Annotated in this window: 16 protein-coding genes and 1 pseudogene; 10 read left to right on the forward strand and 7 right to left on the reverse strand. The window is 60.9% G+C overall.

Translation table 11 applies throughout. The annotated features are described in order from the left end of the window. Positions 1–8: 8 nt before the first annotated feature. Genes G0034_RS02725 through G0034_RS02735 form a run of 3 tightly spaced genes read right to left on the reverse strand, consistent with a single transcriptional unit; the run spans position 9 to position 3,903 of the window. Positions 9–1,628 (reverse strand): MFS transporter, encoded by a 1,620-nt coding sequence (locus G0034_RS02725; protein ID WP_023331926.1) that lies wholly within the window; start codon positions 1,626–1,628, stop codon positions 9–11. Then, positions 1,625–2,032: a DoxX family protein gene (locus G0034_RS02730; RefSeq protein WP_014882379.1), complete on the reverse strand. Its 408-nt coding sequence runs from the start codon at positions 2,030–2,032 to the stop codon at positions 1,625–1,627. The genes G0034_RS02725 and G0034_RS02730 overlap by 4 nt, the downstream gene beginning before the upstream one ends. Beyond that, positions 2,032–3,903, reverse strand: a complete 1,872-nt coding sequence (locus tag G0034_RS02735; protein ID WP_179120493.1) for an amidohydrolase — start codon at positions 3,901–3,903, stop codon at positions 2,032–2,034. The genes G0034_RS02730 and G0034_RS02735 overlap by 1 nt, the downstream gene beginning before the upstream one ends. Positions 3,904–4,119: 216 nt before the next feature. Here G0034_RS02735 and G0034_RS02740 point away from each other — a divergent pair, with 216 nt between their 5' ends. The 5 genes from G0034_RS02740 to G0034_RS02760 all read left to right on the forward strand — a co-directional run bounded on the left by G0034_RS02740 (position 4,120) and on the right by G0034_RS02760 (position 11,339). Continuing rightward, complete coding sequence (locus G0034_RS02740) at positions 4,120–4,806, forward strand: hydrolase (protein WP_023331928.1); 687 nt, start codon at positions 4,120–4,122, stop codon at positions 4,804–4,806. 61 nt (positions 4,807–4,867) lie between these two features. Further along, a complete protein-coding gene (locus G0034_RS02745; protein WP_179120494.1) occupies positions 4,868–5,083 on the forward strand; it encodes a DUF1427 family protein in 216 nt (71 codons plus the stop codon). Then, complete coding sequence (locus G0034_RS02750; protein WP_014882383.1) at positions 5,080–5,340, forward strand: XapX domain-containing protein; 261 nt, start codon at positions 5,080–5,082, stop codon at positions 5,338–5,340. The genes G0034_RS02745 and G0034_RS02750 overlap by 4 nt, the downstream gene beginning before the upstream one ends. Before the next feature lie 23 nt (positions 5,341–5,363). Next, the gene (locus tag G0034_RS02755) at positions 5,364–5,744 is read left to right on the forward strand and encodes a response regulator transcription factor (protein WP_014882384.1); all 381 of its coding nucleotides are present in this window, start codon (positions 5,364–5,366) and stop codon (positions 5,742–5,744) included. Between the two features lie 9 nt (positions 5,745–5,753). Further along, positions 5,754–11,339 carry a trifunctional serine/threonine-protein kinase/ATP-binding protein/sensor histidine kinase gene (locus tag G0034_RS02760; protein WP_179120495.1) on the forward strand — a complete coding sequence of 1,862 codons (5,586 nt, stop codon included), beginning with the start codon at positions 5,754–5,756 and terminating at the stop codon, positions 11,337–11,339. Here the strand turns inward: G0034_RS02760 and G0034_RS02765 are convergent, their stop codons facing one another. Then, a complete protein-coding gene (locus G0034_RS02765; protein WP_023338979.1) occupies positions 11,340–11,957 on the reverse strand; it encodes a response regulator transcription factor in 618 nt (205 codons plus the stop codon). A gap of 275 nt (positions 11,958–12,232) precedes the next feature. Between G0034_RS02765 and G0034_RS02770 the strand changes: the two genes are divergently transcribed. Both G0034_RS02770 and G0034_RS02775 read left to right on the forward strand, forming a co-directional pair. After that, on the forward strand, positions 12,233–12,835 hold the full coding sequence (locus G0034_RS02770) for an ATP-dependent Clp protease proteolytic subunit (protein ID WP_014882387.1): 603 nt from the start codon (positions 12,233–12,235) through the stop codon (positions 12,833–12,835). 134 nt (positions 12,836–12,969) lie between these two features. Then, positions 12,970–14,091 (forward strand): ribosomal protein uL16 3-hydroxylase, encoded by a 1,122-nt coding sequence (locus G0034_RS02775; RefSeq protein ID WP_014882388.1) that lies wholly within the window; start codon positions 12,970–12,972, stop codon positions 14,089–14,091. 61 nt (positions 14,092–14,152) lie between these two features. On the opposite strand, the gene G0034_RS02780 is transcribed toward G0034_RS02775, so the two are convergent. Further along, entirely contained in the window at positions 14,153–15,571 is a 1,419-nt protein-coding gene (locus G0034_RS02780) for an aminotransferase-like domain-containing protein (RefSeq protein WP_014882389.1), read from the reverse strand. 176 nt (positions 15,572–15,747) lie between these two features. On the opposite strand from G0034_RS02780, the gene G0034_RS02785 reads away from it, so the two are divergent. Continuing rightward, positions 15,748–15,909 (forward strand): DUF1127 domain-containing protein, encoded by a 162-nt coding sequence (locus G0034_RS02785; RefSeq protein ID WP_014882390.1) that lies wholly within the window; start codon positions 15,748–15,750, stop codon positions 15,907–15,909. Positions 15,910–15,949: 40 nt separating this feature from the next. Here the strand turns inward: G0034_RS02785 and pdxR are convergent, their stop codons facing one another. After that, the gene (gene pdxR, locus G0034_RS02790) at positions 15,950–17,338 is read right to left on the reverse strand and encodes a MocR-like pyridoxine biosynthesis transcription factor PdxR (RefSeq protein WP_179120496.1); all 1,389 of its coding nucleotides are present in this window, start codon (positions 17,336–17,338) and stop codon (positions 15,950–15,952) included. A 103-nt stretch (positions 17,339–17,441) separates the two neighbouring features. Here pdxR and G0034_RS02795 point away from each other — a divergent pair, with 103 nt between their 5' ends. Continuing rightward, complete coding sequence (locus tag G0034_RS02795) at positions 17,442–17,921, forward strand: carboxymuconolactone decarboxylase family protein (protein ID WP_014882392.1); 480 nt, start codon at positions 17,442–17,444, stop codon at positions 17,919–17,921. Here G0034_RS02795 and G0034_RS02800 read toward each other — a convergent pair. Beyond that, a pseudogene (locus G0034_RS02800) lies at positions 17,908–18,796 on the reverse strand (LysR family transcriptional regulator). The gene G0034_RS02795 and the pseudogene G0034_RS02800 sit on opposite strands and share 14 nt — an antisense overlap. A 100-nt stretch (positions 18,797–18,896) precedes the next feature. On the opposite strand from G0034_RS02800, the gene G0034_RS02805 reads away from it, so the two are divergent. Next, positions 18,897–20,312 (forward strand): aldehyde dehydrogenase family protein, encoded by a 1,416-nt coding sequence (locus tag G0034_RS02805; RefSeq protein ID WP_179120497.1) that lies wholly within the window; start codon positions 18,897–18,899, stop codon positions 20,310–20,312. Positions 20,313–20,398: the final 86 nt, after the last annotated feature.

Raw genomic sequence — 20,398 nt, forward strand, 5'->3', positions numbered from 1 at the left:
GGTTATGGTTATACCGGCGCGACCAGGTAGCGAATAGCCGGTGAGGTTGTGCCCTGATGAAAAGCCAGAACGCGGCTCTGCAGCAGGAGGTCATTCATGGTGTGGCGCTCCTGCTGCCGCAGATGCTCAATCCACGAGCCCATCAGGAAGGTCTCGATAAACAGACCGGGGCGCTCGATATCTTCATACACCGCCCAGCTCATCGCCCCGGCGCGGCGGCGCACCCGGCGCAGCTCGTGGACCGCCTCCAGGAAGGCTTTGGCGTGTTGCGGGTCGATGAGGTACTCGTGCGAGACCAGCACCGGGCCGCGTTCGTTTGGCAGGTCAATCTCCACGCCGTCCAGCGGCTGACCGCTCAGGTCGAGGTTCAGGTCCGGATCTTTCTCCAGCTTCCAGCGGAACACCGTCGCGCTCGCCAGCACCATCCCCAGCGTGGCGACAACCAGCGAGGTTGGGGTACCGAACCGGGAGGCGATCTGCCCCCAGAGTGCGCTGCCTGCGGTCATCGAGCCGAAGAACACCGTCAGATACACCGCCAGCGCGCGGGCCTTCACCCAGCGGGCGGCGCTGCGCTGCGCACCGAGATTGAGGGTGGAGAGCACCGCAATCCACGCGAAGCCAGTGAAAAACTCAAACAGGTTAAGCAGCCAGACGTGGCGCACAAACGCCAGCGCCAGCATGGTGAGGGCAAAGGTCAGGCTGGCGGCCACCATCAGGCGGTCGGCATTCAGCCGCTGGCGCAGGCGCGGCAGCAGAATCGCACCGGCAATCGCCCCCAGGCCAATGCACGCCAGCATTACGCCGTAGCCCGCCGGGCCTAAGCCCAGCTCGCGGCGCGCCACCAGCGGCAGTAACGCCCAGCCCGCGCTGCCGAAAACGAAGAAGGCCACGGTGCGCACCAGCACGTTGCGCAGCACCGGCGCGGCGTGCACGTAGCGAATGCCGGATCGCACCGCCGAGAAGAAATGCTCCGGCGGCAAACGCTGCACGGTCGGGGCCTGACGCCAGCGCCACAGCACCCACGCCACGCCGACCACGGACAGCGCGTTCAGGGCAAACACCATCCACGGCCCGGCGAGCGACAGCAGAAAACCACCCAGCGCGGGACCAATCGCCCGGCTGATGTTTACCCCGAGCGAGTTCAGCGCCACGGCGGCACCCAGCTCGGGCTTGCTCACCAGGTCCGGCACCACGGCCTGAAACGGCGGCGAGCTCATTGCCGCGCCGACGCTCAGCAGAAATGTCGCCACCAGCAGAACGGCGGGAGTGACGTGTCCGGTGAAGGAGAGCACCGTCAGCCCGGCGGCGGCGATAAACACCCACAGCTGGGAGAAGAGCAGGTATTTACGTCGGTCGACGATATCCGCCATTACCCCGGACGGCAGGGCGAAGAGGAACATCGGCAGGCTGCTGGCCGCCTGCACCAGCGCGATGTCCAGCGGATCGGCGCTCAGGGTCAGCATGCTCCAGTTGATGCCGACATCGCTCATCCATGAGCCGACGTTAGAGACCACCGTGGCGATCCACAGCATCCTGAACACCGGCTGGCTTAGCGGCTGCCAGGGCGAAACCGTTGATGTGTGCGTCGTCTCGACGTGTGCATCGCGAACGTCGTTAACCTGGGTCATGCGAACCTCTCCGCTGCCTTACGCTGCAATCGCCACTGGCCCGGGCCGGTGAGGGCAAGGGTGGTAAAGATAATCAGCAACAGCCAGCCAAACTGCCCTTCGGCAATCGACCAGTTCGGGTGCACCGCCAGCATGGCCACCAGCAGCACGGCGATAATCGGCAGGCACGCCAGGCGGGTATACACGCCCGCAATGATAAACAGCGGGCAAATTACCTCGGCGACGATGGCCGGGATCAGGCTGGCATAGGGCCCGAAGCCGAACGGATCTTCAATGCGCGTCAGCTCTTCACTGAAGTGCAGTACCTTTGGCAGGCCGTGCACGTACAGCAGCAGCAGGCTGCCGGTCAGGCGCAGGAAGAACAGCCCCAGGTCAACCCGGGGCGGAGCAAGCGTGTTTTTCATCAGAATGCAAAGCAGCTGCAGCCCAGCGCCCCCCAGAAAGCGTTATCGTCGGACACAGGCATTTCTGACGTGCGGGCAAAATCATGCTGGTGGCTGTGAACCCCGCACGGGCCGCTGCAGTGGTGAACGGCGCTCATGCCCACGCGTGCGGCCTGCGGCGGTGCGCTGCGGTAGTGGCCCGGTACTTTCACGACCGGGGACCAGTCGGGCAGAACCGGAATGGCGGGCGGCGCGAGCGGGCCAAAGGTGCCTGCCGCGTAGACGATATCGCCGTTGACCACCGTCAGGACGGACTCGATGCCCTTGATCTCCTCTTCCGGCACGCGGAAGTAGTCTTTGCTGAGTACGGCCAGGTCGGCGAGCTGGCCGACCTTGATCTGCCCCTTCTGATTCTGCTCGCTGGAGAACCACGCGCTGCCCTGGGTCCAGAGCATCAGGGCGGTATCGCGATCCAGACGGGCGCTGTGGTCGTACATCTGCATCCCGCCGACGGTGCGGCCGGAGACCAGCCAGTAGAGCGCGGTCCACGGGTTGTAGCTCGCCACGCGGGTGGCGTCCGTACCTAAGCCCACCGGTACGCCGGTCTCCAGCATTTTCGCCACCGGCGGTGTATGGCGGGTGGCTTCGATACCGTAACGTTCGGCAAAGTACTCGCCCTGGAAGGCCATACGGTGCTGTACGGCAATGCCGCCCCCGAGCGCTTTGATGCGGTCGATGTTGGCCTGGGTGACGGTTTCCGCGTGGTCAAAGAACCAGTGCAGGCCGGTGAACGGAATGTCGCGGTTCACCTTCTCGAAGACGTCCAGCATGCGGCTGATGGATTCGTTATAGGTGGCGTGCAGGCGGAACGGCCAGCGGTGCTCCACCAGATGGCGCACCACGCGCTCCAGCTCGTCCTCCATGCCCGGCGCGAGATCCGGGCGGGGTTCGAGGAAATCTTCAAAATCGGCGGCGGAGAAGACCAGCATCTCGCCCGCGCCGTTATGGCGGAAGAAGTCGCTGCCCTGACCCGGCGTGAGCATGTCGGTCCATTTCTCAAAGTCCTCCAGCTCGTGGCCCGGACGCTGGGTAAACAGGTTGTAGGCGATGCGGATGGTCATCTGCTTTTTCTCGTGCAGCTCGGCAATCACCTCGTAATCTTCCGGGTAGTTCTGGAAGCCGCCGCCCGCGTCGATGGCGCTGGTCAGCCCCAGACGGTTCAGCTCGCGCATGAACTGACGGGTGGAGTTAACCTGCTGCTCCAGCGGCAGCTTCGGTCCTTTGGCCAGCGTGGCGTAGAGGATCATGGCGTTCGGGCGCGCAATCAGCATCCCGGTTGGGTTGCCGTTGGCGTCACGCTGGATCTCGCCGCCCGGCGGGTTCGGCGTGTCTTTGGTATAGCCGACCACCTTCAGCGCGGCGCGGTTGAGCAGGGCGCGGTCATAGAGGTGCAGGATGAAAACCGGGGTGTCCGGGGCGGCGGCGTTGATCTCGTCCAGCGTCGGCATGCGGCGTTCGGCAAACTGGAACTCGGTCCAGCCGCCCACCACGCGTACCCACTGCGGCGACGGCGTGCGCAGAGCCTGTTCTTTCAGCATCCGCAGGGCATCGGCCAGCGACGGCACGCCTTCCCAGCGCAGCTCGAGGTTGTAGTTCAGCCCGCCGCGAATGAGGTGCAGGTGTGAATCGTTCAGCCCGGGGATGGCGGTGTGGCCTTTCAAATCGACCACTTTCGTACCGTCGCAGTGATGTTGCATCACCTCAGTGACGGTACCCACTTCCAGAAATTTTCCATCGCGCACGGCAACGGCTTCCGCGATGGGGTTCTCGCGATCGACGGTATGAAACTGGCCATTAACCAGAATGAGATCGGCTTTACCGAGGGTAACCATAACTGCTCCTGACTGAGAGGGGAATGGTCAGGATTATGGGAACCGGTTTCGGCAAAGATCCAGTTATACAATAGGATAGGTATACCAAAGTATAACTATACCTAAGGTTAACTATACGAAGAGATAATTACGCCCAGGGGCGATAAACCGCAGGATGAGCGTGACTTTATCGCCGTGCGCTCACGGCGATTTCACCCTTAACCACTGGAAAATGCTATGACCTCTTCAAAGCTCGAAGTGTTAACCCCTGCGAACTGTCAGATAATCTTTATCGATCACCAGCCACAGATGGCGTTTGGCGTGCAGTCTATTGACCGCCAGGTGCTGAAAAATAACACCGTGGCGCTGGCGAAAGCGGCGAAAGTCTTCAATATCCCGACCATCATCACCACCGTAGAGACCGAAAGCTTTTCCGGTAACACCTATCCGGAACTGCTGGACGTGTTCCCGGGCCAGGACATTCTGGAGCGTACCTCCATGAACTCCTGGGACGACCAGAAAGTGCGTGACGCGCTGAAGGCCAACGGCAAGAAGAAAGTCGTGGTAGCAGGTCTGTGGACCGAAGTGTGCAACAACAGCTTTGCCCTGTGCGCGATGCTGGAAGGCGATTATGAAATTTACATGGTGGCGGATGCCTCCGGCGGCACGTCAAAAGAAGCCCACGACTTCGCGATGCAGCGCATGATCCAGGCGGGCGTGATCCCGGTGACCTGGCAGCAGGTCATGCTGGAGTGGCAGCGCGACTGGGCGCGTAAAGAGACCTACACCGCGGTAATGGATATCGTGCGCGAGCACTCCGGCGCGTACGGCATGGGCGTCGATTACGCCTACACCATGGTGCACAAAGCGCCATCTCGCCAGAAGAGCGAGCACCGCACCTTAGCGCCGGTCCCGGCTCGCTAAGCCCTGTCGGCGGGCTGGTCCCTCATCCGGCTCGCCGCTGCTTTTTTCTCTGGAGTTCACAATGAGTACTGGGCTGATATCCCTTGCGGCAGGCGGGTTGATTGGCCTGATGTATGCCGTGCTGAAGGTGCGCTCCCCCGCGCCGCCCGCGCTGGCGTTGATTGGCCTGCTGGGGATGCTGGCGGGTGAACAGGCGACGCGGCATCTGTTATCCCGCGACAGTGCGCCTGCTCAGGTCACCGTTCCGGCAGCACCGCAGACAGGAGCATCGTCATGAAAGCATGGATTATTTCGCTGGTGTGCGGCGTAGTAGCTGGGGTAATTTACGCTCTGCTCGACGTCCATTCGCCGGCACCGCCGGTTGTCGCCCTGCTTGGCCTGTTTGGCATGCTGGTGGGGGAACAGCTCATCCCGGTGGGACGGCGCTTAATGAGTCGCGAACCGCTGACCCTCGCCTGGTTTCGTCACGAATGCGTACCGAAAATCAGCGGCACGGCGCCCCCGGCGCCCGCGAAGGACACGCGCGACGTTTAATGATTTGTGAGAGGAAAGACCGCATGACGCTGCCGTGGCGCATTGCCATCATTGATGACGAACGTTCCGTCCGCAGCGGGTTGAGTAATCTCCTGGAGTCGGAAGGGTATTCGACCGATACGTTTGATTCGGCTGAGGGGTTCCTGAGCCATCCTCTCGCGCTGTCCGGCGCGGCGCTGGTGATCACCGATATCAAGCTGCGAGGCATGAGCGGCCTTGAGCTGTTCGACAAGCTGCGGCTGCTGGCCGTACCGCCACCCCCTGTACTCTTTATCTCCGGTCATGCTGATGAAAATATGCAGCGGTACGCCCTCAGTCTGGGCGCCGCTGCATTTTTGCGTAAGCCGATTAACATCGATATTCTGCTGGATCATATTCAGCGGGAGCTGGCCCGCCGACAATAAGGATCGCGGATGAACGAAAACGAGCAGCCTGCATTCTGGCCCGCCCAGGGAAATCTTCATCAGGGGCGGGTTTTTGTCCTTAAAGAGGATGTGATTTTTACCGTGCTGGCGCAGGAGGGCGGCATCGCCTGGATGAACGCACGTCATCCCCATTCCGGCGGCTCCTTCATCATTGCCACCGCGGTGAGTGACGAAGAGGAAGAGCGGGCCACCCGGCTGCTGAAAAACGAGTTTGCGCTGCGCGACGTGCTCCAGGACAGCTGGGCCATTCGCGCCGTCGCCTCTACCCAGTATCGGGGGCGTTTCGCGCTGGTTTACGCCCCGTTTTCGTTTGAGCTGCTGGCGCGACGCGCGGGCAGGGCGATCTCCGGGATTGCGCGCTTTATCGAGCTGGCGATCCAGATCTGCGCCCCCCTGCGCCAGATGCATCTGCAAAACCTGATCCACGGCGATATCAAACCCGGCAGTATTTTTGTTTATCACGATGCCACCTGCCGTCTGGGCAGCTTTGGTCTCTCCTGCCGTTTTTCCGATGCCTTCTCGCAGACCCGTCTTACCGTTTCAGGCGGTACCCCCGCCTGGATGTCGCCGGAACATACCACCCGCACCCGTCGCCCCGTCGACAGCCGCAGCGATCTCTACAGCCTCGGCATGGTGCTGTATGAACTTCTGACCGGACGCCTGCCGTTTGAACTGGGCGCGGACGATCAGACCAACTGGGCACACTACCATATTGCCTCGGAGCCGCTGGCCCCGGACGTGATACGCCCGGACGTGCCGGGAATGCTCTCGACCATCCTCCTCAAGCTGCTGGAAAAGCATCCTGATAACCGCTATCAGACGGTGGACGGGCTGATTGCCGACCTGCGACGCTGCCAGGCAACGTTGACCGGTGAGGGCGAGATCGCCCCCTTTACTCCCGGTCAGCAGGATCGCACCCCGGCGATCCATCTGGCGGATTCCCTGTTCGCGACGCATCCGCAGGCGAATGACGTCATTGCCGCGTTTGAGCGGGTCGGGCAGAGCCGGGTGCCAGAGCTGGTGACGATCGGCGGACCGTCAGGGATCGGGAAATCCTCGATCATCGCGACGGCGCTTAAAACGCTGCAGCAGCGTACGGTGCTGCTGGCGGTAGGCAAGATGGACCAGTTTTCGCCGTCACTGCCTTACGGCGTGCTAAGTTCCGCGTTTCGCACCCTGACGTTGCACCTGCTGGGGCTGCCCGCAGACGACGTGGCGAAGTGGAAAATCCGTCTCTCGCGCGCGCTGGAGGGCCACGAGGCGCTCGCCGTCAGTCTCGTGCCTGAACTCGGGCTGCTGCTTGAGAGCAAACCGCGCTTCTCGCCGGATACGTTTTCCATTGATGCCCGGGCGCGCTTCAGCCATATGGTGCTGGCGCTGGTCAAAACCTTTGCCTCTCAGGGCTGCCCGCTGGTGCTGGTGCTTGACGATCTTCAGTGGAGCGACGCCGCCAGCCTGCATACGCTCAAATACCTGCTGGTGAACAGCGGGGCAATCCCGCTGCTGGTGGTTGTTGCTCACCGGGATATCTGTTCGTTATCCGATGCCACTTTACAAGCGCTGCTGACGAGTCTTCCGGAAGCGGCGCTAAACGCGAGCGAAATTGTCCCTCAGGCGCTGTCCGTGAAAGCGGTAGCGCGCTGGCTGGCGACGCTGTTTCGAACCCGCAGCACGGCGACGTCTGACCTCGCCACGCTGATCCATGAAAAAACCGGGGGCAACCCGCTCTTTGTGCATGAGTTTTTCCGCCGCATTGTCGATGACGGGCTGGTGGTGCATAACAAATATCAGGATAAGTGGCACTACGATCTGCAGGCGATCCGCGCCCGGCATTACACCGAAAACGTCGTCACCCTGGTGCTGGAGCAGCTCGAAGAGTTGCCCGACGAGACGCGTCGCCTGCTGGGGAGTTTTGCCTGCATCGGCGGCAAGGGCGAGATGGAGATGATATGCCGCGTTGTCGGCATGTCGATGGCGGAAATGCGCTATGCGCTCCATCCGGCGGTCATGGCGCAGCTCATCGTGCTGACGGAAAAAGAGTACGCCTTCACCCACGACAGGGTGCAGGAAGCCGCCTTCGCGCTGCTGGATCCGCATGAGAAAAGCCACCTTCATCTGACCACCGCCAGCCTGCTGGCCGATGCCGCGCGGCAGGCTGCGGGAAACGAACTGCTTTTCCGCGCCGTTCACCATGTTACGGCCGCACTGGACAGTATCCAGCCCGCTCCGCAGCGGCAGATGTTCCGCGAGCTGAGCCTGCTGGCCGCGCGCCGGGCGAAACGCACGGGCGATTATCTTTCGGCACTGAGCTACATCCAGACGGCGAGAGCGCTGGGCAATGCCGGGGTGGTGTCAGACTTTGTGCTGGATATTGAAGAGGCGGGCTGCGAGTTTGCGCTCGGCCATCTGGAGCGGACCCGTGAGCTGTGCGATGCGATCCTGGGCTGCCCCGGCGGGCTGACCGAAAAAGCGCTGGCGGCCAACCTGCTGGTGGAAGTCTATATTCGCCAGTCGGATAGCCGTCTGGCGCTGGAGGCGGCGCTCTGCTGGCTGGGTATTTTTGGTATTCAGATCGGCCGCCATCCGGAAGATGCCGACTGCGATGCTGCCTGGAAAGACTTCTGTAACCGCACGGGCGACGCGCCGCAAAGCCGCTATGCCCAGCTCTCGCGGATGGAAAATCCGGAAACGGAAGCGGTAATGAACCTGCTCTACAGCGCCAGCATTTGCGCCAGCTTCATCTGTCCGCGTCTGCACTTTTTGCTGCTCTGCCGCATGATGCACCTGACCCTCGACCACGGCATCACCGGCGCCTCCACCACGGCGATGGCTTGGTTTGGCGTGTTGATCGGCCACCGCTATGCCGAGTATCGCCTCGGGTTCCATTACGGCACGCTGGCCCGCGAGCTGGTCAATCGCCACGGCTATGATGCGTATGAAGCGAAAACCCTGCTGCCGCTCGATCAGCTCAGCGTCTGGACTCAGCCGCTGTCGTTCACCATTGAGTGCGCAAAAGCCTGCTTCACCGCGGCGGTAACCCACGGTGATATGACGATGGCCTGCTTCGCGGCCTGCCACCAGGCCATTAACTTCCTCTCTCGGGGCGATCATCTCGACGGGGTGCTGACCAGCATCGATCGCGGCCTGGCCTTTGTGCGGAAAACCCACTTCCAGGACGTTGAGACCATTTTGATGGTTCAGCGTGGCTACGTGGAGTTTTTACGCACGCCGGTGATCGGCACCTGGACCGCCTCGCAGGTGCTGCCGGAGGCGCTGCTGCCTGCTTCGCCAGAGCAGGCTCCGGAACAGACGTCGACCATGCTGTTCTGGTACTGGCTCTATCGCGGTATGGCGCACTTTACCTGCGGCGAATTTGCCGATGCGCAGGCGGATCTTGAGATGGCGGGCTGGTACGCGTGGTCTGCGCCTGGCCACATCCATCTGCTGGATTACCATCTCTACAGCGCCCTGGCGCTTTCCCGCCAGCTAACGCCGGAGACGTTCTCGGCGAATCATCGACGCAGTATTCACGCTCACTACGACAAAATTGCCCTCTGGGCGCGCATTAATCCGGGGACGTTTGCGGATAAAGAAGCGCTGATTTACGCCGAAATCGTGCGTCTGGACGGCATGAACAGCATTGCGCTTGAGCAGTATGAGAAAGCGGTCCGGCTGTCACGCGAGGGCGGCTTTAATCCGATTAACGCCCTGGCGCACGAGCTGGCGGGTCGCTTTGCGCTGTCCTGCGGTTACCCGACCGCGTCAGATGCGCATTTTCGCGGCGCCATTGCCGCCTGGGGCCGTGCCGGGGCACAGGCTAAGGTGCGCCAGCTGGAGCAGGATTTCCCGCATCTGCTGGCCTCCGGACAGGCCAGCGCCTATGACACGGTGGCGTTTGCCCAGAATGAAGTGATCCGCGATCTGCAGAGCGTGATCAAGGCCTCACGTGCCCTGTCGGAAGAGATCAACCTTGAGCGGCTTATCGAAAACCTGATGACGCTGCTGCTCGAACGTGCCGGGGCGCAGCGCGGCCTGCTGCTTCGCGTGAGCGATAACCTGATTCCGGAGATCGAAGCCAGCGCGTGGACCAGCACCGAGGGCGTGCGGGTGCGGATCCTGAAGGACGTACCGGTAGCGACCGACATGCCGCTGTCGGTGCTGGCGGCGGTGATCCGCACCGGACAGGAGATCCGTACCGGTAAACCGGAGGAGTTCCATCCCTTCAGCCAGGATCCCTACCTGGTGACCTCGGGGGCGGCCGTGATGTGCGTTCCGATGTTCAAACAGGCGCGGCTGGTGGGGGTGCTCTATCTGGAAAACCGCCTGATGCCGGAGGTCTTCACCGCCGAGCACTCTCGCGTGGTGAGCCTGCTGGGGGCGCAGGCTGCGGTCTCTCTGGAGACGGCGCGGCTGTACGCCGAACTGCTGGCGGAGAACATCCAGCGCCGACGCGTGGAAAAAGAGCTGCGCGCCAGCCAGAACTCGCTGATGCTGGGTGAGCAGATCAGCCACACCGGGAGCTGGCGCTGGGAGCTGGAGCAGGATCTGATGTTTATGTCCGAAGAGTACGCCCGTATTCTCGGCCTGCCCGAGCAGCAAAAGATGATCTCCATGGCGGAGTTTTTGACCTTCGTCCATGAGGATGATTACGCCCGCATCAGCGCCATCGTCACCCAGAGCGTGCGCGAGGGGCTCTCTATGCGCGCGGAATTTCGTATTAAGCGTACCGACGGTTCCACGCGCTATATCCTCGGGATTGGCGATCCGGTGGGCGTGGGCAGTGAGGTGAACGAGTATTACGGCATCATTACCGATATCACCAGTCAGCGCGCCGCGGAGGATGCCATGCGGGTGGCGCAGGCGGAACTGGCGCGGGTGTCGCGTGCCACCACGGTCGGTCAGTTAACCTCTTCCATCGCCCACGAGATCAACCAGCCGCTGATGTCGATCGTCTCTAACGCCGGGGCAAGCCTGCGCTGGCTTAACCGTGAACCCGCCCGGCTGGATAAAGTGCGGGAAGGGCTGGAGGAGATCGCCGCGGAAGGCGCCCGGGCGGGGGAGATCATCCGCAGCATTCAGTCCCTGACGCGCAAGCAGGATCCGACCTTCGCGCGTATCGATCTCCACTATCTGATCCACCACATTATTACCCTTTCCCGCAGCGAGCTGGAGCAGAGACACATCAGCGTGGATTATCTGTTAAACGCCGGTGACAGCTTTATCACCGGGGACAGCGTGCAGATCCAGCAGGTGCTGCTGAATCTGGTGATGAACGCCGTTGAGGCCATGGCGGAGGTTAACGATCGCCCCTGCATCATCACCCTCAGCACCGTCAACGCCGACGGGAACGTTATCGTCGAGATCGCCGATACCGGCAGCGGCATTCAGCCCGAGCGGCTGGAGAAGATTTTTGACTCGTTCTATTCCACCAAGGCGCAGGGAATGGGGATGGGGCTGACCATCAGCGCCAGCATCATTGAGCGACACAGAGGAAAACTGAGCGCGCGCCGCCGGGAGCCACACGGCACGGTGTTTGCGTTTGTGTTACCGCTTGCCGGACAGACAGGGGAGTAGTTAATCCGAAGGCTGGCTGTGGGTCAGGCGCTCAACGGCCCTGACCAGCTCCGCCACGGAGCGCACCTGCATTTTTTCCATTACGCGACGGCGATGCACTTTCACCGTGATCTCGCTGACGCCAAGCTCGGCGGCAATTTGCTTGTTCAGCATCCCGCTTATCGCCAGTGTTAACACCTCATGTTCCCGTGGCGTAAGGGACATGTGGCGCTGCTTCAGGGCGTAGTGCTCTTTGTTGCGCACGGCGTTGTTTTCCGCCAGCTGAAGCGCAGACTGAATGGCGTCGATCAGCGCGGTGGATTCAACGGGCTTGGTGAGAAATTCGTACGCGCCGCCTTTAATGGCGCGCACCGACATCGGGATAGTGCCGTGGCCGGTGAGAAAAATAATCGGGATGTCGCGCCCGCTGTCCTTGAGGGCGTCCGCTACGTCAAAACCTGAAATGGCGGGCATTTGCATATCGAGGATCACACACGAGGGCAGATCCTCAAAACGGTGCTGAAGAAACGCCTCTGCTGATGAAAACCCCATGGCGTCTAAATCCGCTGATTCCAGCAGGCCGAGAACGGACTGCCTGACCGCGTCATCGTCGTCAACCACATACACAATGTGTTCCATTCACTGCCCCGGTGCTGAGTTAACTGTCGAGAAAATATACACGTCCCGTCACGTAAGAGACTGTTTCTGCTGGCTTTCATCTTAACACATTAAATATCATTATCATTTAACAATATGATAACCGTATGAAGAGGAAGTATAGCGAACGGTTGTCGACTGGCGTGCCGTTTGCCTGCGCACGTTTCATCATCGTTCTCGCGATCTGTCTCTGAGGACTTTACCCCGTAAAACAGGCTACACTCTGGTTTTGAGCGCGACAAGCTGAGGAAACAACAATGCTCTACACACTGAAAGAAAGCGACAAGGATAAGGCGGAAGGGTCAAACGGCGCGGGCGCTCTGCAGCAAAAACTGCTGGAATCCCGTTCGATTGTGATCTCCGGGGAGATCAACCAGGAGCTGGCGCAGAAGGTGATCACCCAGATGATCCTGCTGCAAAGCGTCAGCAACGATCCGATCAAGCTGTATATCAACAGCCAGGGCGGCCACGTGGAAGCGGGTGACACCATCCACGACTTTATCAAATTCATCCGTCCGGAAGTGCACGTCATCGGTACCGGTTGGGTGGCGAGCGCGGGGATTACCATCTTCCTGGCGGCGAAAAAAGAGCACCGTTATTCCCTGCCTAATACCCGCTTTATGATCCACCAGCCGCTGGGCGGCGTGCGCGGTCAGGCAACGGATATTGAGATCGAAGCGCGCGAGATCATCCGCATGCTGGATCGCGTGAACAAGCTGATCGCTGACGCCACCGGCCAGCCGCTGGAGAAAGTGAAAAAAGACACCGACCGCAACTTCTGGATGTCGCCGGCAGAAGCGCTGGACTACGGCATCGTGGGCAAGCTGATTACCCACTATGACGAACTGAAGCTGGACTAAGTTTTAGCGCCGTATTGCGTCGGGTGACGGCTATGCCTTACCCGACCTACGCGAGCTGGTTTGACCCATGACAAGTTCCCCCTCCACCGTCTCCCCTATAATCGCGCCTGTTTCCCCTCTCACTGGTGCTACCCATGGCGTATCAACTGAACCTGAACTGGCCGGAATTTCTCGAAAAATACTGGCAAAAACAACCCGTAGTGCTGAAAAATGCCTTCCCGAATTTTGTCGATCCGATTACCCCGGACGAGCTGGCAGGTCTGGCGATGGAGCCGGAAGTTGACAGTCGTCTGGTGAGCCACGCTAACGGCAAATGGCAGGCCAGTAATGGTCCGTTTGAACACTTTGACGATCTGGGCGAAACGGGCTGGTCGCTGCTGGCGCAGGCGGTGAACCACTGGCATATGCCCGCGGCGGAACTGGTGCGTCCGTTCCGCGTTCTGCCGGACTGGCGACTGGACGATCTGATGATCTCCTTCTCCGTGCCGGGCGGCGGCGTGGGTCCGCATATCGATCAGTACGATGTGTTTATCATTCAGGGGATGGGCAGCCGCCGCTGGCGCGTGGGGGACAAGCTGCCGATGCGTCAGTTCTGCCCGCATCCGGCACTGCTGCATGTCGATCCGTTTGAGCCGATCATCGACGAAGATCTTGCGCCGGGCGATATCCTCTACATTCCACCAGGATTCCCGCACGACGGCTTTACCCACGAAACGGCGCTTAACTATTCCGTCGGTTTCCGCGGGCCGAACGGTCGCGATCTTATCAGCAGCTTCGCCGATTACGCGCTGGAAAACGATCTGGGCGGCGAGCACTATAGCGATCCGGATCTGACCTGTCGTGAACACCCGGGCCGCGTGGAGCAGTACGAGCTCGATCGCATTCGTCAGATGATGATCGAGATGATCAGCAAGCCGGATGATTTCACAAAATGGTTCGGCAGCTTTGTCTCGACGCCGCGCCACGAGCTGGATATTGCCGCCGCCGAGCCACCGTATGTGCCGGAAGAGGTGCTGGATGCGCTTCAGGGCGGCGAAACGCTGTCTCGCCTGAGCGGCCTGCGCGTGCTGAATATTAACGGCAGCTTCTTCGTTAACAGCGAACAGCTTGAGACGGTGGATGCGAAGGCCGCGGATGCGCTGTGCCGCTACACCGAACTCGGCCAGGCCGAGCTGGGCGATGCGCTGAAAAACCCGGCGTTTGTTGAAGAGCTCACCGGGCTGATTAACCAGGGGTACTGGTACTTCGACGAGTAGTGCGGCACGGTTTTCTCCCTCTCCCTGTGGGAGAGGGTCGGGGTGAGGGCATCAGGCCGCACTAGCCCTCCTCCATCGCAATCACAATCGCTTCACCCATCTTCTTTAATGCCTCGCGATTTTTGTCCGTCGGCGGCAGCGCCACGTTGATGCGCAGGCAGTTGCGGTACTTCCCTGAAGCGGAAAACAGCGACCCGGCTGCGGCCTGGATCTTCAGCCGACACAGCTGCTTGCTGACGCACACCATATCCACCTTCTCCGGCAGCTCAACCCACAGCAGGAAGCTGCCCTGCGGGCGGGTCACGCAAATCCCTGCCGGAAAATACTGCCGTACCCAGCAGGTATAGGTTTCCATATTCTGCTGATAAATCTGGCGCATACGGCGGACGTGGCGATGGTAATGGCCGTCGCGAATAAACGCCGCCACCGCCATCTGCGTGCCCGGTACGTTAAACCCGCCCGCGGCGTATTTCATGTGCATCACCCGGTCGTAATAGCGTCCCGGCACAATCCAGCCCACGCGCAGACCTGGTGCCACGGTTTTGGTAAACGAGCTGCAGAGGATCACCCGGCCGTCGATATCCATCGAATGAATGGTTCGCGGACGCGGGTACTCCGCCGCCAACTCGCCGTAGATATCATCTTCAACAATCACAATGTCGTGCCGCTGGGCGAGGGCTAAGACCTGCTTTTTCCGCGCTTCCGGCATGATAAACCCGAGCGGGTTATTGCAGTTGGGCACCAGGATCACCGCTTTGATCGGCCACTGTTCCAGCGCCAGCTCAAGCGCCTCAATGCTGATCCCGGTTTCCGGGTCGGTGGGAATTTCAATCGCCTTGATGTTAAACCCGCGCAACATCTGCATGGTGCCGTGAAACGACGGCGACTCCACCGCCACGATATCCCCCGGTTGACACACCGAGAGCAGGGCAATCGACAGCGCGCCGTGGCAGCCGTTGGTGATGACAATCTCGTTCGCTGCCACGGTGGAGCCGCCGTCCAGCATCAGGCGGGCGATCTGCTCGCGCAGCTCCAGGCGCCCGTCGAGCACGTCATAGCTCAGCATCTCACCCGGATTATGCTGCGCGATGCGGCTCATCTCGCGCCACAGGGGCTTCAGGCTCGGCTGGTTAATGTCCGGCGAACCGCCGCCAAAAGAGATCATCTCTTTGTCAGCGCGGGCGTCCAGCAGCATCATCACCTCATCCCACTGGGTGACGTCCACGGGGCGCTGCACCGGGCGCGTCATCGCCGGGACGGGCGGCTGGGCTTTACGCTGCGAAACAAAATAGCCGGAGCGCGGCTGGGGCGTGATCAGTTGGAGGTTTTCAAGGATCTGATAAGCCTGCTGTATGGTGCTGATGCTCACGCCGTGCTCCTGGCTCAGCGTGCGCACCGACGGCAGACGTTCGCCGCTGCGATACAGCCCTTGTTCAATGCGTTCTGCCAGGAGATTGGCCAGATGTTGATAGCGCGTCATGCTGTATCCTTTGTTTTCACCATACAGATTGTAAAACCAGTACAGATTGCCGTAAAAAATGCCATGCAGATACCGTTTTAGCGGATCTGTATGGTAAACAAAAGGTGTTTTTGCATCTGTATTGCACAGGCGGATTTCCAGGATGATAACCCCACTGGCACAGTGAGGAGAGCATCATGGAATTTTTCGAGAATCGTTCTAAAAGACCGTTTATCGTGTTTGTCTGGATCGCGAAAACGCTGCGTAACTGGTATCGCATCAACCGTACCCGCCGCATCCTGAGCCAGATGAGCGATGAGCAGCTCAAAGATGTGGGTTTATCCCGCAATGACATTTAAACCGTAGGCCGGGTCGGGCGCAGCCGCCACCCGGCGATGTTCAACTCAACAGCGCAAGCGTCTGCCGTTTCGGCCTTTCCAGCAACGCCACCGCCTCCTGGTATGTCCGCACGTTGTTGTAGCCCATCACCAGTCCGTAGCGTTTTCCCGACCCGCGGTACCACTCGGAGAGCGCGTTAACCTGCAGCTGCTGTTCCTGCCAGCAGCGCGCCACTTCCCGGTCACAACTTCCTTTGGTCAGAAACGCCACGATATGCATCCCGCCGTCGTTCTGCTCGGTGAAAAACAGATCGCCATACACCTCGCGCAGGGCGGCAATCATCCAGTCGCGGCGGGTCTGATACAGCGCGCGCATCTTTTTCAGGTGACGGAAAAAATGGCCTTCGTTGAGAAATGCGGTGAGGATCTTTTGCGTCAGCACCGGCTGGCCGCTGGTGGTAATGACCGCACAGTCGGTAAACGCCCCGACGGTGCTGGCGGGCATCACCACGTATCCCATGCGCAGCGACGGCATGATGGTTTTGCTGAAGGTGCCCATAAAAATTACCCGGTCGTGCTGGTCGAGGCTTTTCAGCGACGGCAACACCTTGCGAGTGTAATGAAACTCGCCATCGTAATCGTCTTCGATGATCCACGCCTCGTTCTGGCTGGCCCAGTCGAGCAGCTGCTGTTTACGCGGCAGGGAGAGCGTCACCGCCAGCGGGCTCTGGTGCGACGGGGTGACGAGGGCAAAACGGGCGTCGCGATGGTGGCGGAGGAGGTATTCCGTGTCCATGCCGCAGCGATCGACCGGCACCGTGTGCAGACGCGGCACGATCCGCTTCAGGAGCTGCTGGCCCATAAAATAACCCGGATCTTCGAACACCACCTTGTCGCTGCGGCTGGCGAGCGTGTCGAGGATCAGGCGCAGGCTGCCGCTGTAGCCGCTGGTGATGAGCACCTGCCCGGCGGTGCAGGACAAGCCACGCGAGATATTGAGATAGCTGGCGATGGCCTGGCGCAGCGGGTACCAGCCCAGAACGGGCGGGTTAAGCATCTCCTCCTGACGCATGGCGCGCGTCGCCTGGCCTGCCAGCAGCAGCCATTTTTTGTACGGAAAGCTGTCGAGGGATGGGATGCCAGGGCGCAGAAACCCTGCCCGCTCGCGCTGGCTGATAAGCGATGCCGGAAGCGTACCGGTAGGCTGTTCCGTTGGGGCAGGACGCTCCGGCAACAGTAAGTCCGGGTTGACCCGCGTGCCGCGCGCGCCCTGGCTAACCAGATACCCTTCGCCCGTCAGAATGGCATACGCCGTTTCGACCGTTTTACGCGCCACCTTCAGCTCTTCGGCCAGCACGCGGATGGCGGGCACTTTGTCGCCCGGCTTGAGCACGCCGCGCGTAATGTTGTCGCGATAGCGGGAGTAGATCTCGTGATAGCCCGGCTTCATGTCCTACCTCATTTCACGCTTTTTGTGTCTTTTTACTATGTCATGAACGGCGTAGATTTGCCTCATCGCATCACCGATGCCGCACAAAAAAAGAGGAAAGACCATGAGCACTCGCGTCAACCACCATAAAGTTACACCTGCCCTCGCTAACGCACTGTCTGCCCTGAGCATGGAGGTGGCGAAAACCTCCATCGACCCGGCGCTGAAGCACCTGATCGACATTCGTGTGTCGCAGCTGAACGGCTGTACCTTCTGTCTGGATATGCATTCGAAAGAGGCCAAAATTGCCGGCGAACGCGAGCTGCGCCTGTACCATCTGGCAGCGTGGCGTGAATCCCCGCTGTTCAGCGCCCGCGAAAAAGCCGCGCTGGCCTTTACCGAAGCGCTGACGCAGATTGGCGTGCATGGCGTGAGCGATGCCCTGTACCGCAGCGTGGCGGAGCACTTCTCGGACGTTGAGATTTCAGAGCTGAACTTCGCCATCGTGGCGATTAACGCCTGGAACCGTCTGGGAATTACCTCCCGCATGGCGCCAGGCTCGCTGGATGCGGCTTACGGGTTGAATAAAGCTAACCTGGAATAATGCCGCGCTCGCGGATCATCGCTACCAGCGCCCGTAACCCTGGCGGGACGTGGCGATGACCAGAGCCCGGCAAACGGCTGCGTCCAGTCGTTTAGCACGCTCACCAGTTCCCCGCTCTCAAGCTCTTCCTGGATATAGAGTTCCGGCAAAAATCCCACGCCTAACCCCGCTTTTACGGCGCGGATCGAGGCGAAAAGATCGGACGTCGCAAAGCGCGGCGGCACGGCAAGCGCGTACGTTTCCCCCCGACGGGCCAGCTCCCAGCGGTAGATCCCGCCGTGAGCCATACGCATGCCGATCCCCTGATGTTGCAGCAGATCGTCCGGCGTTTGCGGAATGCCGTGACGTGCGAAGTAATCTGGCGTGGCGGTGACGAGCTGGCGGATCTCCCCTGTCAGCGGTACGGCGATCATGTCCTGCGGGATGGACTCTTCGAGGCGGATCCCCGCGTCGTAACCCTCGGCGACGATGTCGATCATGCGTGCTTCACTGACGATCTCCACGCGCATTTTCGGGTAGCGGATCATAAAGTCGATCAGTAGTTGGTCGAGAAAAAGCGAGCCGATATGGTTCGGCACGTTCAGACGCAGCGTTCCGGCAGGTTCCCCGGTGTCGCTGTGGATCTCCTCCCCCGCGAGGCGGATTTCCTGCAAGGCCGGCCCCACGCGCGCCACGTAGCGCTGCCCGGCGTCCGTAAGCGCCACGCTGCGGGTGGTGCGGTTAAAGAGGCGAGTCTCAAGGCGGCTCTCCAGCCCGGCGATGGCATTGCTCACCGCCGTCGCGGACATCCCGAGCTCCTGCGCCGCGCCGCGAAAACTGCCGCGCCGCACCACGGCCATCACCACTTCCAGCTCTGTCAGACCTGAACGATGCATAGATTATCCTGAAAATCGAAACAACCCTTGCAGCATAGCGTGGATTATCGCAACGGAGAAGCCGTGCCAGACTGTGCTCACACAGCCTGAGGAGGTTTATATGCACCAGATCGAACAGATTTTTATTAACGGCGAGTTTGTTACCCCGCACGGCACCGAATGGTTTGATTTGTATAACCCGGCGACGGCGCAGGTTATTGGTCAGGTTCGTCTGGCGGATGAGGTTGACGCCGGGCGCGCCATCGCGGCGGCGAAGGCAGCGTTTCCTGCGTGGTCGCAGACTACGAAACAGACGCGTATCGCCGCGCTGAAACGCATGCACGCGGCCATAGCGGCTCGCCATGACGCGCTGCTGGACGCTGTCATCGAGGAGTACGGCGCACCTGCTTCGCGATCGGCGTGGATGGCCCGCTATCCGGCCGAGGTGATTGCCCATGCCATTGAGGCGCTGGAGGCGTTTGAGTTCGAGACAACCGCGGGGGCCGCGACGGTACAGATGACGCCCCTTGGCGTGGCCGGGCTGATCACGCCGTGGAACAGCGACGCGGGTTTTATCTGCGGCAAGCTGGCGGTCGCGCTGGCGGCAGGCTGTACGGCAGTGATTAAGCCGAGCGAAATGAGCGCCCTGCAAACCCGGATTGTCACCGAAGCGTTGCGCGATGCTGCTTTGCCGCCGGGCGTGTTTAACATTGTCACCGGGCGCGGTGAAACCGTCGGGGACACCATCAGCCGCCATCCGGACGTGGCGAAAATCTCGTTTACCGGTTCGACAAATACCGGCAAGGCCATTCTGCGTAACGCGGCGGAAAGCTTTAAGCGCGTGACGCTGGAGCTGGGCGGTAAATCGCCGACGATCCTGCTGGATGATGTGGACTTAGCGCAGGCGATCCCGCTGGTGATTCAGGCCGGGTTTATGAACAGCGGGCAGGCGTGCGTGGCGGGAACGCGCATTCTGGTGCCGCAGTCGCGTAAAACGGAAATCGAAACCGCGCTGGCGCAGGCCGTGGCGGCGGTGAAATCCGGTGACCCGCGCGACAGTGCCACGGACGTCGGCCCGATGGTCAGCGAGAAGCAGTGGCTGCGGGTGCAGGGGTATATTCGTCAGGGGCTCGACGGGGGCGCACGGCTGCTGGCAGGAGGCGAAGGGCGGCCAGCGGGGACGCAGGACGGCTGGTTTGTACGCCCGACGCTGTTTGCTGACGTGAATAATGACATGGTGATTGCCCGCGACGAGATTTTTGGCCCGGTGCTGTGCATCATTCCCTATCAGGACGAAGCGGAGGCTATCGCGATTGCCAATGATACCGAGTACGGCCTGAGCGCGATGGTGCTGGGTGAGGATGTGGACCGCGCCCGCCGCGTGGCGCAGCAGATTGTCTCCGGGCGCGTGCTGGTGAATACGCTTGCCCATGAGCCGAAAGCGCCGTTTGGCGGGTTTAAGCACTCCGGCGTGGGGCGCGAGATGGGCGAGTGGGGGATTCGGGCGTTTATGGAGCCGAGGTCGATTCTGGGCTAAAACCTGCCCGGTGGCGCTGCGCTTACCGGGCCTACAGGCGCTCGTAGGCCGGATAAGCGCAGCGCCATCCGGCAAAAACACTTCGT

The organism is Enterobacter sp. T2 (genome assembly GCF_010692925.1).
In the GTDB taxonomy this organism is placed as follows: Bacteria; Pseudomonadota; Gammaproteobacteria; order Enterobacterales; family Enterobacteriaceae; genus Enterobacter; species Enterobacter kobei.

What these genes read in the sequence shown, in the direction of transcription:
- G0034_RS02725 (WP_023331926.1), bottom strand. Translation starts at nt 1,628, where the DNA reads ATGACCCAGGTTAACGACGTTCGCGATGCACACGTCGAGACGACGCAC.
- G0034_RS02730 (WP_014882379.1), bottom strand. Translation starts at nt 2,032, where the DNA reads ATGAAAAACACGCTTGCTCCGCCCCGGGTTGACCTGGGGCTGTTCTTC.
- G0034_RS02735 (WP_179120493.1), bottom strand. Translation starts at nt 3,903, where the DNA reads ATGGTTACCCTCGGTAAAGCCGATCTCATTCTGGTTAATGGCCAGTTT.
- G0034_RS02740 (WP_023331928.1), top strand. Translation starts at nt 4,120, where the DNA reads ATGACCTCTTCAAAGCTCGAAGTGTTAACCCCTGCGAACTGTCAGATA.
- G0034_RS02745 (WP_179120494.1), top strand. Translation starts at nt 4,868, where the DNA reads ATGAGTACTGGGCTGATATCCCTTGCGGCAGGCGGGTTGATTGGCCTG.
- G0034_RS02750 (WP_014882383.1), top strand. Translation starts at nt 5,080, where the DNA reads ATGAAAGCATGGATTATTTCGCTGGTGTGCGGCGTAGTAGCTGGGGTA.
- G0034_RS02755 (WP_014882384.1), top strand. Translation starts at nt 5,364, where the DNA reads ATGACGCTGCCGTGGCGCATTGCCATCATTGATGACGAACGTTCCGTC.
- G0034_RS02760 (WP_179120495.1), top strand. Translation starts at nt 5,754, where the DNA reads ATGAACGAAAACGAGCAGCCTGCATTCTGGCCCGCCCAGGGAAATCTT.
- G0034_RS02765 (WP_023338979.1), bottom strand. Translation starts at nt 11,957, where the DNA reads ATGGAACACATTGTGTATGTGGTTGACGACGATGACGCGGTCAGGCAG.
- G0034_RS02770 (WP_014882387.1), top strand. Translation starts at nt 12,233, where the DNA reads ATGCTCTACACACTGAAAGAAAGCGACAAGGATAAGGCGGAAGGGTCA.
- G0034_RS02775 (WP_014882388.1), top strand. Translation starts at nt 12,970, where the DNA reads ATGGCGTATCAACTGAACCTGAACTGGCCGGAATTTCTCGAAAAATAC.
- G0034_RS02780 (WP_014882389.1), bottom strand. Translation starts at nt 15,571, where the DNA reads ATGACGCGCTATCAACATCTGGCCAATCTCCTGGCAGAACGCATTGAA.
- G0034_RS02785 (WP_014882390.1), top strand. Translation starts at nt 15,748, where the DNA reads ATGGAATTTTTCGAGAATCGTTCTAAAAGACCGTTTATCGTGTTTGTC.
- pdxR (WP_179120496.1), bottom strand. Translation starts at nt 17,338, where the DNA reads ATGAAGCCGGGCTATCACGAGATCTACTCCCGCTATCGCGACAACATT.
- G0034_RS02795 (WP_014882392.1), top strand. Translation starts at nt 17,442, where the DNA reads ATGAGCACTCGCGTCAACCACCATAAAGTTACACCTGCCCTCGCTAAC.
- G0034_RS02805 (WP_179120497.1), top strand. Translation starts at nt 18,897, where the DNA reads ATGCACCAGATCGAACAGATTTTTATTAACGGCGAGTTTGTTACCCCG.